The sequence below is a fragment of the Amycolatopsis sp. DSM 110486 genome (assembly GCF_019468465.1).
Lineage (GTDB): Bacteria > Actinomycetota > Actinomycetes > Mycobacteriales > Pseudonocardiaceae > Amycolatopsis.
The window spans coordinates 1,620,131-1,633,165 of record NZ_CP080519.1; the positions used below are offsets into that span (position 1 = coordinate 1,620,131).

The 13,035-nt window shown below is 68.9% G+C and carries 14 protein-coding genes; 9 read left to right on the forward strand and 5 right to left on the reverse strand.

Translation table 11 applies throughout. The features are described from left to right. Positions 1 to 90 precede the first annotated feature (90 nt). Positions 91 to 582, reverse strand: coding sequence for a MarR family winged helix-turn-helix transcriptional regulator (locus K1T34_RS07720; RefSeq protein WP_220243597.1), 492 nt, complete (start codon positions 580 to 582; stop codon positions 91 to 93). 22 nt (positions 583 to 604) lie between these two features. Continuing rightward, positions 605 to 1,672 carry a transcription termination factor Rho gene (rho, locus tag K1T34_RS07725; protein WP_220243598.1) on the reverse strand — a complete coding sequence of 356 codons (1,068 nt, stop codon included), beginning with the start codon at positions 1,670 to 1,672 and terminating at the stop codon, positions 605 to 607. 210 nt (positions 1,673 to 1,882) lie between these two features. Between rho and K1T34_RS07730 the strand changes: the two genes are divergently transcribed. Continuing rightward, positions 1,883 to 2,188: a DUF6412 domain-containing protein gene (locus K1T34_RS07730; RefSeq protein ID WP_220243599.1), complete on the forward strand. Its 306-nt coding sequence runs from the start codon at positions 1,883 to 1,885 to the stop codon at positions 2,186 to 2,188. Positions 2,189 to 2,269: 81 nt separating this feature from the next. Beyond that, positions 2,270 to 2,941, forward strand: coding sequence for a membrane protein insertase YidC (locus K1T34_RS07735; protein WP_220243600.1), 672 nt, complete (start codon positions 2,270 to 2,272; stop codon positions 2,939 to 2,941). 65 nt (positions 2,942 to 3,006) lie between these two features. Here K1T34_RS07735 and K1T34_RS07740 read toward each other — a convergent pair whose 3' ends face one another. Both K1T34_RS07740 and K1T34_RS07745 read right to left on the reverse strand, forming a co-directional pair. Further along, positions 3,007 to 3,201, reverse strand: coding sequence for a DUF397 domain-containing protein (locus K1T34_RS07740; protein ID WP_220243601.1), 195 nt, complete (start codon positions 3,199 to 3,201; stop codon positions 3,007 to 3,009). Continuing rightward, positions 3,173 to 4,033: a helix-turn-helix transcriptional regulator gene (locus K1T34_RS07745; RefSeq protein ID WP_220243602.1), complete on the reverse strand. Its 861-nt coding sequence runs from the start codon at positions 4,031 to 4,033 to the stop codon at positions 3,173 to 3,175. Before K1T34_RS07745 ends, K1T34_RS07740 begins: the two co-directional genes overlap by 29 nt. A 304-nt stretch (positions 4,034 to 4,337) precedes the next feature. Here K1T34_RS07745 and K1T34_RS07750 point away from each other — a divergent pair, with 304 nt between their 5' ends. Genes K1T34_RS07750 through K1T34_RS07760 form a run of 3 tightly spaced genes read left to right on the forward strand, consistent with a single transcriptional unit; the run spans position 4,338 to position 6,618 of the window. After that, positions 4,338 to 4,790, forward strand: a complete 453-nt coding sequence (locus K1T34_RS07750; protein WP_255638386.1) for a hypothetical protein — start codon at positions 4,338 to 4,340, stop codon at positions 4,788 to 4,790. Then, a complete protein-coding gene (locus K1T34_RS07755; RefSeq protein WP_255638387.1) occupies positions 4,787 to 5,686 on the forward strand; it encodes a phosphotransferase in 900 nt (299 codons plus the stop codon). The genes K1T34_RS07750 and K1T34_RS07755 overlap by 4 nt, the downstream gene beginning before the upstream one ends. 14 nt (positions 5,687 to 5,700) lie before the next feature. Beyond that, positions 5,701 to 6,618: a Scr1 family TA system antitoxin-like transcriptional regulator gene (locus K1T34_RS07760; RefSeq protein WP_220243603.1), complete on the forward strand. Its 918-nt coding sequence runs from the start codon at positions 5,701 to 5,703 to the stop codon at positions 6,616 to 6,618. An 8-nt stretch (positions 6,619 to 6,626) separates the two neighbouring features. Here K1T34_RS07760 and K1T34_RS07765 read toward each other — a convergent pair whose 3' ends face one another. Then, the gene (locus K1T34_RS07765) at positions 6,627 to 8,642 is read right to left on the reverse strand and encodes a glycogen debranching N-terminal domain-containing protein (protein WP_220243604.1); all 2,016 of its coding nucleotides are present in this window, start codon (positions 8,640 to 8,642) and stop codon (positions 6,627 to 6,629) included. Positions 8,643 to 8,816: 174 nt separating this feature from the next. Here K1T34_RS07765 and K1T34_RS07770 point away from each other — a divergent pair, with 174 nt between their 5' ends. The 4 genes from K1T34_RS07770 to K1T34_RS07785 are packed head-to-tail and all read left to right on the forward strand — an operon-like array spanning position 8,817 to position 13,028. Continuing rightward, on the forward strand, positions 8,817 to 9,818 hold the full coding sequence (locus K1T34_RS07770) for a LacI family DNA-binding transcriptional regulator (RefSeq protein WP_220243605.1): 1,002 nt from the start codon (positions 8,817 to 8,819) through the stop codon (positions 9,816 to 9,818). Positions 9,819 to 9,863: 45 nt separating this feature from the next. Continuing rightward, a complete protein-coding gene (locus K1T34_RS07775; RefSeq protein WP_220243606.1) occupies positions 9,864 to 11,105 on the forward strand; it encodes a sugar ABC transporter substrate-binding protein in 1,242 nt (413 codons plus the stop codon). Between the two features lie 7 nt (positions 11,106 to 11,112). Beyond that, positions 11,113 to 12,204, forward strand: a complete 1,092-nt coding sequence (locus K1T34_RS07780; RefSeq protein ID WP_220243607.1) for a carbohydrate ABC transporter permease — start codon at positions 11,113 to 11,115, stop codon at positions 12,202 to 12,204. After that, positions 12,201 to 13,028 (forward strand): carbohydrate ABC transporter permease, encoded by an 828-nt coding sequence (locus tag K1T34_RS07785; protein ID WP_255638388.1) that lies wholly within the window; start codon positions 12,201 to 12,203, stop codon positions 13,026 to 13,028. The genes K1T34_RS07780 and K1T34_RS07785 overlap by 4 nt, the downstream gene beginning before the upstream one ends. The last annotated feature ends 7 nt before the right edge of the window (positions 13,029 to 13,035 follow it).

Here is a 13,035-nt window from a genome sequence, read left to right on the forward strand (position 1 = left end):
GTCTGTGCTGCAACTTATCTAACCCACAACTCATCTGTTTGACAACCTATTCCCAGGCAAGCGTCAACCAGGCAAGGAGGGCGAGAAGGATCAGCGCAGAGCTTCGGAGACGGTGCGGCACGAGTCCGCCACCGGGTCTTGCTCGTGGATCAGGCACGCGGCCTGGTAGGTGAGGTTCTGGAACAACGCACGCTGCTCAGCGGTCAGCCCGCCCAGCACGTCTTCCTCCACGGCGGCGACGCGGCGCTCGGCGTCGGCCAGCGCTTCGCGGCCCTGGGCCGTGGCGACGATGCGGCGCACCCGGCGGTCTTCCGGCGCGGGCTTGCGTTCGACGAGATCCGCGGCGACGAGCTCGTCGATGAGGTAGGTCATCACCGTGCGGTCGATGCCGAGGTGTGCGGCGAGCGCGGCCTGGGTCGGGATGTCGGCGTGGACGACGGCACCCAGGACCTGGAAGCCGCGCGGACCTTGGGGCAGGCCGGCGAGGACGTGGTCGACCTCGCCGTTCCAGCGGCGCAGCACCGTGCCCAGCGCCCAGCCCAGGTTGCCGGCCGGCCGGTCTTCGGGCCCGTGTGTCGCCATGTTTCGAGATTACCTCTCGCGCTCACGCGGCGAGCGCGGCCGGCGTGCCGAGCGACGCGGCGACCCGGGCGACGAACTCGGTGTTGGACTTCGTGGTGCGGACCTGGTCGAGGAACTGCTCGGTCGCGCGCTTGGGGTCCTGGCCGGACAGGGCGCGGCGGACCTCGTTCATGACCTGCAGCTCCGCGGCCGGCACGAGCAGCTCGTCGCGGCGGGTGCCGGAGCCGAAGAGCTCCACGGCGGGGAACACGCGGTTGTCGGCCAGCACGCGGTCGAGCCGCAGCTCGGAGTTGCCGGTGCTCTTGAGCTCCTCGAAGAACACGGTGTCGGCGAGCGAGCCGGTGCCGACGAGCGCCGTGGCGATGATCGTGAGCGAACCGCCGTCCTCGATGTTGCGCGCGGCGCCGAGGATCTTCTTCATCGGGTGCAGCGCACTGGCGTCGACACCGCCGGAGAGGACACGGCCCGACGTGCGAGCGGCGAGGTTGTAGGCGCGGCCGAGGCGGGTGAGCGAATCGAGCAGCAGCACGACGTCGCGGCCGCGTTCCACGAGCCGCTTGGCGCGCTCGACGGCCAGCTCGGCCACGGCCACGTGCTCGGCCGGCTTGCGGTCGAACGTCGACGCGACCACTTCACCGCGCACCGACCGCTGCATGTCGGTGACCTCCTCGGGCCGCTCGTCGGCGAGCAGCACCATGAGGTGCACGTCGGGGTGGTTCACGGCCACGGCTTGCGCGATCGCCTGCAGCACCGACGTTTTCCCGGTCCGGGGCGGCGCCACGATCAGCGCGCGCTGCCCCTTGCCGACGGGCGCGACGAGGTCGAGCACGCGGGTGGTGAGCTGATGGCGGGTGGTTTCGAGGACGAGGCGCTGGTCGGGGTGCACCGGCGTGAGCCGTTCGAACTCCGGGCGGTTCTGCGCCGGAGGAGCACCGTTGACCGAGACGACCTGCTCGCCCTCTACGACGATCTCGTCGCCGCGCCGCAGGTTGTGCTTGCGGATCAGTCCAAAGGGGACGGACGGACCGCCCGGCGTGTAGCCGAGGGCGGCGGTCTTGCCCTGGATGTCGAGAATTCCTTGGTATGACATGGTTTTGACTCCTTGAAGGATGGAAAGCGTCTCTCGGTGAGATCGCGAAACGAGCGAACGCCGCATCGAGGCGACGCAGCTTTCGTGAAAGTTGAGAACTCCCCCGGGCGGCCGTGCCGGCATCCATGGGGATCGAGGTGAGCATAGCGCAAGGGCGCCGAGGACCACAACACGCTATAATCGCGGCGACGGAGAAACGGGGACGTCGCCATGTACACGCTGCTGCACCTTGCTTCACCACTGCATCTGGCGTTCCCCGCCGTCCACGTCTTCGACCAAGCCGGCCCGGCCGCGATCCTCGCGTTCGCCTCCGTGGTGGCCGCGAGCCTGCTCGTGGTCCTGGTCGTCAGCAACGCCAACCGCGGTGAGCTGGCCGCGTGGACCATCCCGGTCCGCGCCCGCCGCACCGCGCTGAACCAGCGCGCCCGTCGCGCGGCTTTCCTGCGGCTGCGCGATCCCGGCGCCCCCGGCCGAAGCCGGCCCCGCGCACCCGGGTGGCACTCCCCGGCTGCGTAACCCCTTTCCAGGTCAGTCCGATCAGGACGGTCCGCAGCCGATTCCGCCTGCCCTGAACCGACTTTCCCCTGGAGTGCTGTCATGCCTGAAATCTTCGACGTGCCCGTCGCCGGCGCGTACCACCTCGTCCACTGGCTCGCCTCGGCGACCGAACCACTCACCGGCTCGTTCGCGGCCGCCGCCGCGATCGTGCTGTTCACCGTCGCCGTGCGGCTGCTGCTCGTACCGTTCGCCCGGGCAGCGGCTCGCGGTCAGCAGGCCCGCACCGCGTTGGCCCCGGAAATCCGCAAACTGCAGGAGAAGCACGGCAAGAACCGCGAAAAGCTCGCCGCGGAGATGGCGAAACTCCAGCAGGAGTCGGGCACGTCGATGTTCGTCGGGTGCCTGCCGATGCTCGCGCAGCTGCCGTTCTTCTGGGTGATGTACCACCTCTTCAGCACGGCCGTGATCTCCGGCGCACCCAACGCCCTGCTCGGCAGCACGTTGTTCGGCATCACCCTCGGCGCCCACGGACTGGCGGCGGCACCGGTCGTGTTCGTGGTGGCCGGCCTGCTCGCCGTGGTGGCGTGGTTCTCGATCCGGTGGCAGGACCGCCAGCGCGACCTCACCGCTCCCGGCGCTCGGTTCCTGCGCCTCCTGCCTTATGGAACAGTCGCGGTCACCGCTTTTGTTCCCTTGGCCGCTTCGCTGTACCTGCTGACGACTACGACGTGGACGGTGGTGGAGCGAGCGGTGCTGTATCGGGTGGGCTGAACTCACGACGCCGGGGTCCCCTGGTGCGGGGTCGCATCAGGGGACCTCGGGGTTCGTGGCAGTGCTTAGGCAGCCCGTCGAGGGCTGGCCTTAAGGCATCCGAGAAGTGCGGCGAAGCCGGCGGCCGGTACTTCGAAGAATCCTCCGTCAGGGTCCTTGCTGTCCCGGATGAGCCGCAGCTCGGCTTCTTCGGCCACCTCGACGCAGTTGTTGGTCTCCCCGCCGGAATACCTACTCTTCCGCCACTTTCGTTCGTCCATTGCCTTCTAGCGCCCTTACACGTCGATGGAGAAGGTCCCTCGTGTCATCGGTCGACAACGCGAGTTTCCGGGCGTCCTTGTGACTGGCAGTGAAGCGCCCGGTGTCTTTGGGGTTCTCGTACCATCGTCCGCCACCGGGAAACTCGATGTACAGGCCAGGAGGGGCGTCGGACTCCTCGTAGTAGACGATGTTGTAGCCGCCCGAGAGCAACCCGTACGCGCCCTGCTTGTGCTCGATCACCCGAATCGTGACGTTCGGGTACTCCATCACAGCGACCACATGGCGTAGCTGTTCCGCCATTGTCTGTGGACCGCCGACGTACCCGTTGACGACGGCCTCATCAACCAGGAACTCGGCTTTGAGCGGCTTCGGGTCGTTGGGCGCCAAGCGTTCCTGCCGTTCCAGGCGGCCCTTGATCACATTCTCGACTCTGGCGTTCGAGTCGTTGAAATGCGGAGCGGCGTCGAAGAGGGCAGAGGCGTAGGCCCGAACCTGAAGCAGACCAGGCCACATGGTTCGCTCGCACGCCCAAAGCTCGACGCCATCCCGCTCGGCAGCCAAGTAGCGGCGGAACTCGTTCGGCGCATCCGCGGGCAGCCGAACCGGAGGCGGCTCGTCATCGGCGATCCTGAACAACCGCTCCGCCTCGACGAACTGGTCGTCACTGGCGCCGTAGTGCCTGCACATGTCGCGGACGACGGAGATCTTCATGAGGACGTCGCCGTTCTCGTACCTGGTGACCGACGGCGCCGACATGCCCAGGTACTCAGCGACCTCCACGACCGTGCGCTTGCCCACGTCCTTGCGCAGAAACGTCAGGTAGGCACCCAAGAGGCGCCTCGCGCGGGTGCGGGTTTGAGCCATTCGCGCAGCATATCGCCGGGTCGTGGTCATTCATGTACATGAGCTTGCACCCATGAACATGCACGTGTTTAATGTGCACGTGTTGGTCCGGTCACCGCCCGTGAAGAGCTGCTTCCGATCCCGGCAGTGAAGAGCAGCTCTTCATCGTCACCGGCCAGCCGACGGCAGGCGGGTCCACTGTTCACAAGGTGGGCCTCGCCTGCCCGACCACTCGACGAGCAGCGTGGGAAGGGACAAGGCATGACCATCTCCGTGGACGACTACACAGTTGGTGTCCGAAGAGCTGTTCGAGCAGCTCACGCGACGGATCGTCAAGGAACAGGGGATGTCCGCCGAGTTCGCGGCCCGCATCGTGGACCAAGTCTTGGCGTTCCTCGCGGCCTGTGCCCGGTCGGAGGCACCGCTCTCGCCGAGCAGCACCGTCGACATCGGATGGCACGCGTTCATCCTCTACACGAAGGAATACGCGGATTTCTGCGACGGGATCGCCGGGCACTTCCCGCACCACGACCCGACACCGCTCGGCGTGACACCGAAGGGTTTTTCTCCGCAGAAGAACGTCGACCGCTCGATCCGGGCAATGCGTGACGCCGGGTTCGCGGTCGACTTGGCGCTTTGGGATGCGTCGGCGAGGTGCTCCCAGCGCCAGCAGGGCTGCACCCACTCCGGGGGCAACACCGGGTGCCATCACCGTTCGGTGCAAACGGAGACAATCACCTCGTGATCGAACGGTACGGATGGGACGCCCTACCGGAGCCTGTCCGGGGTGTGATCCGACAGCACCTCGGACAGCCAACGGTTCTTCGCGAAGTCGAGCAGGGGCAGAACTGCAATCTGGCGCTCGTCGTCAAAAACGACCGCGGGACTGCCTTCCTCAAGGGCGTGCGGGGTGTCAGTCCCCGGATGCGGTGGCTGCGCAACGAGGCCACGGCCGGCGAGCTGGCCACCGGGCTCGCCCCGGCGACCCGGTTCTGTGAGGACGTCGATCCGGACTGGCTCGTCGTGGGCTTCGAGTACCTTTCCGGCCGCCCGGCCGTTCTGGTTCCCGACTCCGCCGATCTGCCGCTGATCGCGGAGACTGTGACCAGGATCAGCGAGTTCGACGGCGGCACCGCTCAACCGCTCAGCGCGCGGTGGGCGGCGGCGGACTGGTGGACCAAGCTGGCCGAGGTCGCTTCGGAGGACGTCGTCGGCTGGGACCTCGACGAGGTGACGGAGTGGAGCCGGCGAGCGGCCCGGCTCGTCAGCGGAAGCGCGTTGCTCCACACGGATCTCCACGAGCACCAGTTCATGATCGACGACAAGACCGGCCGGGTCCGAGTGATCGACTGGGGTCGGCCCGCTTCCGGCGCGGCCTGGGTGGATGTCGCCTTCCTGGTCATCCGTCTGATCGCCGTAGGTCACCGACCAGCTGACGCAGAACAATGGGCGACCGACATGCCGAGCTGGAAGACCGCGACGAAAGAAGCCTTGACGGCGTTCGCGTGCTACGTCGCTGGTTTGTGGACCTACCGCGGTGTCACGAGTCCCTTCACCGGCTCCACCGAGCTCAGTTTCGCGGCGAAAGACTACGCCGCCCACAGGTTGGCCGGCTGGAATGAGCGGCCGCGCCGTGTGTAGAAAGAAGGTTCGTCGTGCGGGACACGCAAACTCTCAGCCCACGGGTCAGGATCCTCGGCGCCAGCTTGCGCGAAGCTCGCCAGGCTGCCCGGTTCGGCCTGCGTGAACTGGCGCGCCGCCTGGACGTGAATCCTTCGATCCTCGCGCACTGGGAGCACGGCACCCGAACTCCCGATTCGGAAGAGGTGTCACGGGTGCTCGGCGCGCTCGGCGTGCGACGCGACCAGGCCCGGCACATCCTCAACCTCGCACGCGGACTCTCCGACCCGAACTCGATCACCTTCGGGTCGAAGGCCGCCCTGGGCCACCACCTGGCCGAGACCGCGCACGAGGCCGTCGCAACCGCGATGACGATCTGGAGCCCCCTGCTCATCCCGCCTCTGTTGCAGATCCCCGATTACCTCCGCGCAACGGTGAAGGCCGCGCTGCCGACCGTCGTCGCCCGTGAGGCCTACCTCGCCGAATTCCTCGAACGACGGACGTCTTCTCCGGCAGGAACCCGCGTGCCTGTCGACGTGTTCGTCGGGGCGGCCGCGTTGCAAGAGACCGTCGACAACGACGACACGATGGTGCGCCAGCTGCGGTTCCTCGGTGACACCACGGCCATCAACGCCGCCGTGACCATTCGACTCGTGCCGAGCGACGTTGGTTTCCACCCCGGGCTGGCGGGCGCGTTCACCTTGTTCACGATGCCGCAAGGCGATCCCATCGTCCGGTGCGACGCCTATGACACCTCGGTCTTCCTCGTCGACAAGCGCGGCCACTATCGAACCGCCGCCGAGAACCTCGATGCGCGAGGACTTTCGCGCGAAGACTCAGTTGCAGCACTCGAAGCGTGCGTCGCGGAGCGGGAATCGCGCGTGCGACAGGATATTTCCGAAGTGTCGAGCAACGCGGAAGACGAGTTGTGGGCGCAGTTGATGACGAGGTAGGGATCGGATCAGCCGAGCCGCAGGCCCGGCGGCAGTCGCAGGTCCGTCACCGTCCCGTCGGCGGCCACAGTGACGTCCAGCGTGCCCCCGGCCAGCGGCAGGTCCGTTACGCGCAGGGCGCCCACCGGGCTTGGCCGCGGCGGGTCGAGGGTGACCACGCCGGCGGGCACGTCGACGCGCAGGCCCAGGAACGTGACCAGCAGCGTCACCGCGGAGGCCGCCGCCCAGGCCTGGGGGCGGCACGACGCGGGGTAGGGCAGCGGAGACGACACGTCGTCCGAGCCGTAGCCCGAGAACAGCTCCGGCAGGCGGTTGTCGAAGCCGCCGGCCGCGTGCACGAGCTGCAGCCCGAGCGAAGCGGCGCGCGATGACTGGCCCGCCGCGTGCAGGCCGCGGACGACGACGGCCGTGTCGTGGGGCCAGACGGAGCCGCAGTGGTAGCTCAGCGGCGAGAAGCCGCCCGCGGTCGAGGACATCGTGCGCAGGCCGAAGCCGGCGGCCATCGACGGGTGGAGCAGCAACTCGCCGACCGAAGCGCTCTCGGCCGGGTCCAGGATGCCCGTGCCCAGGAGGTGCCCGATGTTGCTCGTCAGCGAATCCACCGGTTGCTTCGCGCCGTCCAGGGCCAGGGCCGGGAAGTGGCCGTCCGAAGTGGACACCCAGAAGTGCGAGCGGAAGCGCGAGCGCAAGGCCTCGGCCCACGAAAGCAGCCCGTCGGCCGGTTCGCCGAGCGCGGCGAGCAGCTCGGCGGCGTGTACGGCGGCCTCGTATTGATAGCCCTGCACCTCGGACAGCGCGACGGGCGGTTTGGCGATCGTGCCGTCGGCGAAGCGCACGGCGTCGCCCGAGTCCTTCCAGCCCTGGTTGGCCAGGCCGCGGCCGCTTTCGTCGAGGTACTCCGCGAAGCCGTCGCCGTCGGTGTCGGACAGGCCGGTGATCCAGAACAACGCGGCGCGCAGGTTCGGCAGCAGCGCGCGGACCTCGGCCTCGGGCAGGCCCCAGCGCCAGGCGTCGTACAGCAGGCCGACCCACAGGGCGGTCGCGTCGACGGTGCCGTAGTAGCGCGCGGGCAGCGACATGCCGTGGACCTCGAAGCCGGCGCGACGGCGTTCGTGCAGAATCTTGCCGGGCGCCTCGCCGGTCGCCGGGTCGTGGCGCTCGCCCTGGGCCCGCGCGAGCGTGCGCAGCGTGCCGCCCGCCAGCGAAAGCGACAGCGGCAACGCCAGGCGCGCGGCCCAGAGGCTGTCGCGGCCGAAGAGCGTGAAGAACCACGGCGCACCCGCACCGGCGAACACGTCACCCGGGTGCTCGCGTTCGGCCAGCAGCAACGCATCCAGATCGTCGAGCGAACGGTTGAGCAACGCGGTGAACCGCCGGTCGTCGGCCTCCACCACGGGCGTCGGCAGCCGCGCGGCCGAGCCCGGCACGAAGGGCGCTTCCGGGTCCGTGGCGGTCAGCGTCCAGTGCAGCTCCACGCGGTCCTCGACGCGCACCCGCCACTTCACCAGAACGCGAGCACCGTCCACAGTGGTCCCGCCGTCGGTGGCGACCACGGCCTTGACCAGGCCCTGCTCCCACCGCACGCCACCGTCGACGCGCACCGGCTCCAGCGGGACCGTCGAGCCGCCGGACTTGATCACCTCGATCGACGCGAAGTCCGCCGCCAGCGCGAGCTCGACCACGCACTCCACGGCCTCGGACGCCGACGACACCAGCTCCAGCTTCTCCGTCACCCCGCTCGCCGTGACGCGGCGGTGGCGGCGCAGCCACACCGTCGGGTCCGGGCCGGGGTTGCCGAGGTGGCGCACCAGCCCGGTGAAGGTGCCGCGGTCCGCCGCCGGCTCCTCGAAGCCGATCGGTTCGGGCTCGTGACCGTCGACGGTCACTACCGCTTCGCTCACCAACCGCAGGTCACCGTGCAGCAGACCCTGCGTGCCGTTGCCGCGGATCTGCCCGTCGCGACCGGAGAGGACGACGGTCGGCGCGCGCAGGGCGATCGCGAGGTCGTGGAGCAGCGGCTGCATGGAAACGTCCTCCGGTGGGGTCGGGTGCCTTCGATTTGATCGATCAAACCGGGTTCGTGTCAAGTTGGATTGAAGTCTTGACAGGTCAGCGGCCAACGTTCAGAGTAGCCGCCAGATTGAACGTTCAAATCTGCACCTCGATCGAGGTGCGGGACCAGGTCACCAGGAGGCGGGATGGCGCAGCGGGCCACGCTGAACTCGGTCGCGGAGGCCGCCTCCGTCTCGCGCCAGACCGTGTCGAACGTGATCAACTCGCCCGAGCTCGTGAGCCCGGAGACCCGCGAACGCGTGCTCGAGGCCATCGACCGCCTCGGCTACCGCCCGTCCACCGCGGCCCGCCAGCTGCGCACCGCGCGCTCGCAGATCATCGGCATGCGCATCGCGCCGGTGGGCAACGGCGTGAGCGGCGTGGTCCTCGACCAGTTCCTGCACTCGCTCACGGCCACGGCCGAGGAGTACGACCACCGGATCATGCTCTTCACCGCCGCCGACGACGAAGCCGAGACGCGCGCGTACGCCGATCTCATCGCTTCGGTTGGCGTCGACGGCTTCGTGCTCACCCACACCCACCACGACGACCTGCGCACCCGCTGGCTCAAGGAGCGCGAGCTGCCGTTCGTCACCTTCGGGCGGCCGTGGGGCGACGAGCGGGCGCACGGCTGGGTCGACGTCGACGGCGCCCGCGGCACCCGCCTGGCCACCGAGCACCTCGTGCGCCAGGGCCACCGCCGCATCGCGTTCGTCGGCTGGCCCGCGGGGTCCGAGACCGGTGACGACCGGCGCGCCGGCTGGGAGGCCGGGCTCGCCGCCGCCGGACTGGCGGACCGGCCGCAGATCCCCGTGTTCGACGGCGTGGAGGGCGGGCGCTCGGCCGCCGCCCGGCTGCTCGACGAGCCCGCCGCGCCCACCGCGTTCGTGTGCGCCAGCGACTCCCTCGCGCTCGGTGTGGTCGGCGAGCTGCGCGACCGCGGCCAGCGCCCCGGCGCCGACGCGTCCGTGATCGGTTTCGACGACACCCCGACCGCCGCCGTGCTCGGCCTGAGCTCCGTGGCGCAGCCCATCGCCGAAGTCGCCGCCGAATGCGTGCGCCAGCTGCGCGCGACGCTGCGCGGCACCGCCGGCCCCGAACCCGCCTCGACCCTGCTCGCCCCCCGGCTAGTGCTGCGCACAACCTGACCGCACGACCTGACCTCTCCCCACCTGCACGATCAAGGAGGATCGATGCGTCACCCCCGTTCCCTCCCGCGCACGGCTGTCGCCGCTGCCGGCCTGTTGCTCACGCTCACCGCGTGTGGCGGCGGCTTCGACGACTCGACGGCGCCCGCCACCCAGCAGTCCGGCCCGGCGTCGCTCAAGCTGATGATCGCCTCCAGCGGCGGCGCCGAGCTCACGGCGGTTCAGGACGCCACCGCGAAGTGGGCGGCGGCCTCCGGCGGCTCGAAGGTGCAGGTGATCGCCGCCAACGACCTGCCGCAGCAGCTGAGCCAGGGCTTCGCCGCGGGCAGCCCGCCCGACGTGTTCGCCGTGGACGCCACCAAGTTCCAGAGCTACGCCGACGAGATGCTGCCCTACGGCGATTCGGTGTCCTACAAGGACGATCTCTACCCGACGCTGCGCACCACGTTCACCAAGGACGGCAAGCTCTACTGCGTCCCCAAGGACTTCTCCACGCTGGCGCTGGCGATCAACACCGACCAGTGGACCGCCGCGGGCCTGACCGACAACGACATCCCGAAGAACTGGGACCAGCTCAAAGCCGCCGCGCAGAAGCTGACCACCGGCGGGCACACCGGGCTCGTGTTCAACGACACCCGCGACCGCGTCGGCGCGTTCCTGGTCCAGGCCGGCGGCTGGCCGCTCGACGCGGACCAGAAGAAGGCCACGGCCGACACCCCGCAGAACCTGCAGGGGCTCACCTTCGTGCGCGACCTGCTGGCCTCCGGCGTCGCCAAGTACCCGAAGCAGATCGGCGCGGGCGACTCGGGTGAGGCGTTCGGCCAGGGCAAGGCCGCGATGAGCGTCGACGGCAACTGGATGGTCGGCGGGATGACCAAGGACTACCCCAACGTGAAGTACCGCGTCGTGCCGCTGCCGGCCGGGCCGGCGGGCGCGGGCACGCTCTCGTTCACGCAGTGCTGGGGCATCGCCGCGAAGAGCAAGTTCCAGGACCAGGCCAAGCAGCTCGTGGACGCGCTGATGCAGCCGCAGCAGGAGCTGGCGTTCGCGAAGACGTTCGGTGTGATGCCCTCGCGGCAATCGGCGCGGACGCAGTACCAGCAGGAGTTCCCGCAGCAGGCGGCGTTCCTCGCCGGGGCCGACTCGGCACACGGCCCGGTGACGCTCACCAAGATGGACCCGGTGCTCACCGACTTCGACGCCCAGATCCAGCAGCTGCCCGGCGCGGACCCGAAGCAGATCCTGAAGCAGCTGCAGACCAACACCACCGCCGCGCTCGGTCAGTGAGCTGGGCATGACGACCCTGCTCACCACCACGAGCACCCCCGCCGCGCCACCATCCCCGGCGCGGCGGGGGAAGGGCCCGAGCCGGCGTGAAGGCCGCGTGGGCTGGCTGTTCCTGGCGCCGACACTGGTGGTGCTCGCCCTGTTCTTCGTGCTGCCCATCGGGATGGCGCTGTGGGTGAGCGTGAGCGACTGGACCGGCAACGGCAGTCCGTTCTCGTCGCGCGTGCACTTCGTCGGCGGCGACAACTACGCCGCACTGCTCACCGAACCCGGTCTCACGCAACGCAACTTCGCCACGAGCATCCGCAACAACGGCTACTTCGTGCTGTTCGTGGTGCCGCTGCAGACGGCGCTCGCGCTGTTCCTCGCGATGGTGCTCAACCAGCGCCGCCTCAAGGGCAAGCAGTTCTTCCGCACGGCGTTCTACTTCCCCACCGTGACCAGCTCCGTCGCGATCTCGGTGGTGTTCCTGTTCCTCTTCTCCAGCACCGGCACGGTGAACGCCGCGCTGAAACTGTTCGGAGTGGACGGTCCCAGCTGGTTCGCCGATCCGCGCGGCGTCTTCCAGATCGTCCTCAACGGACTCGGGGTGCCGAAGAACCCGGCCGCGCTGACGTCGCACGGTTTCCTCGGACTGACCTGGTGGGACTGGCTCTCGGGCCCGAGCGTGGCGATGTGCTCGATCATCGTGCTCGTGGTGTGGACGACCACCGGCGGCTTCATGCTGATGTTCTACGCGGCGCTGCAGAACCTTCCGCCGGGCATCGACGAGGCCGCGTTGATCGACGGTGCCAACGGGTGGCAGCGCTTCTGGCGCGTGACCCTGCCGCAACTGCGCCCGACGTTGTTCCTCGTGCTCACCCTCGGCCTGATCGGCACGTGGCAGGTCTTCGACCAGATCTACGTGCTCAGCCGCGGCGCCCCCGCCAACACCACGCTCACCCCCGCGTACCTGTCCTATTCGACGTCGTTCATCGGCAAGGAATGGGGCCAGGGCTCGGCGATCGCGTTCCTGTTGTTCTTGGTGATCGTGGTGCTCACGCTCGTGCAGCGCTGGCTGCTGAAGGAGAAGGACGGAAAACGGAGGAGCCGGCGGTGAAGCGACGCGGATATCTGCGCTGGGTCGGCCTCGGCGTGCTGCTGCTGGTCGCCGTCGCCTACATCTACCCGTTCCTGATCCAGCTGGCGACGGCGTTCAAGACCGACGCCGACGCGACGGCCCACCCGCTCACCCCCTGGCCGCACGAGTGGTCCGTGGCCGTGTTCAGCACCCTCGCCCAGCAGGACTTCCCGCGCTGGGCGCTGAACTCGATCTTCATCTCGGTCACGATCACCGTCGGCCGGGTGGTGTTCAACTCGATGGCCGGTTACGCGCTGGCGCGGCTGCGGTTCCGCGGCCGGAGCGCGGTGTTCGGCGCGATCGTGGCCGTGCTCGCCGTGCCGAGCGTGGTCCTGCTCATCCCGAAGTTCCTGGTGCTCAACCAGTTCGGCATGTACGACACCTACGCGGCGATGATCATCCCCCTGCTGGCCGACGCGTCGGGCGTGTTCATCATGAAGCAGTTCTTCGAGAGCGTGCCACTGAGCGTGGAAGAGGCGGCCCGCATCGACGGCGCCGGACCGCTGCGCACGTTCTGGTCCGTGGTGCTGCCGATGTCGAAGCCGGCGCTCATCACCATGACGATCCTGGCGTTCCAGGGGTCCTGGAACGAGCTGCCGCACTACATCGTGTCGCGGCAGGACCCGGCACTGAACACGCTCACCACCGGCGTCGCCTCGCTCGTGTCCGGCGAGCTCGGGCAGGGCAACCAGTTCCCGCTCAAGCTCGCCGCCGCACTGCTGATGACGGTGCCGGTGGCGATCGTGTACTTCGTCTTCTCGAAGCGCTTCACGCGAGGCACGTACGAGGGTGTCGACAAGTAGTCAAGGC

Coding starts and splice junctions, on each gene's coding strand:
- K1T34_RS07720 (WP_220243597.1), bottom strand. CDS start 582: ATGGCGACACACGGGCCCGAAGACCGGCCGGCCGGCAACCTGGGCTGG.
- rho (WP_220243598.1), bottom strand. CDS start 1,672: ATGTCATACCAAGGAATTCTCGACATCCAGGGCAAGACCGCCGCCCTC.
- K1T34_RS07730 (WP_220243599.1), top strand. CDS start 1,883: ATGTACACGCTGCTGCACCTTGCTTCACCACTGCATCTGGCGTTCCCC.
- K1T34_RS07735 (WP_220243600.1), top strand. CDS start 2,270: ATGCCTGAAATCTTCGACGTGCCCGTCGCCGGCGCGTACCACCTCGTC.
- K1T34_RS07740 (WP_220243601.1), bottom strand. CDS start 3,201: ATGGACGAACGAAAGTGGCGGAAGAGTAGGTATTCCGGCGGGGAGACC.
- K1T34_RS07765 (WP_220243604.1), bottom strand. CDS start 8,642: ATGCAGCCGCTGCTCCACGACCTCGCGATCGCCCTGCGCGCGCCGACC.
- K1T34_RS07770 (WP_220243605.1), top strand. CDS start 8,817: ATGGCGCAGCGGGCCACGCTGAACTCGGTCGCGGAGGCCGCCTCCGTC.
- K1T34_RS07775 (WP_220243606.1), top strand. CDS start 9,864: ATGCGTCACCCCCGTTCCCTCCCGCGCACGGCTGTCGCCGCTGCCGGC.
- K1T34_RS07780 (WP_220243607.1), top strand. CDS start 11,113: ATGACGACCCTGCTCACCACCACGAGCACCCCCGCCGCGCCACCATCC.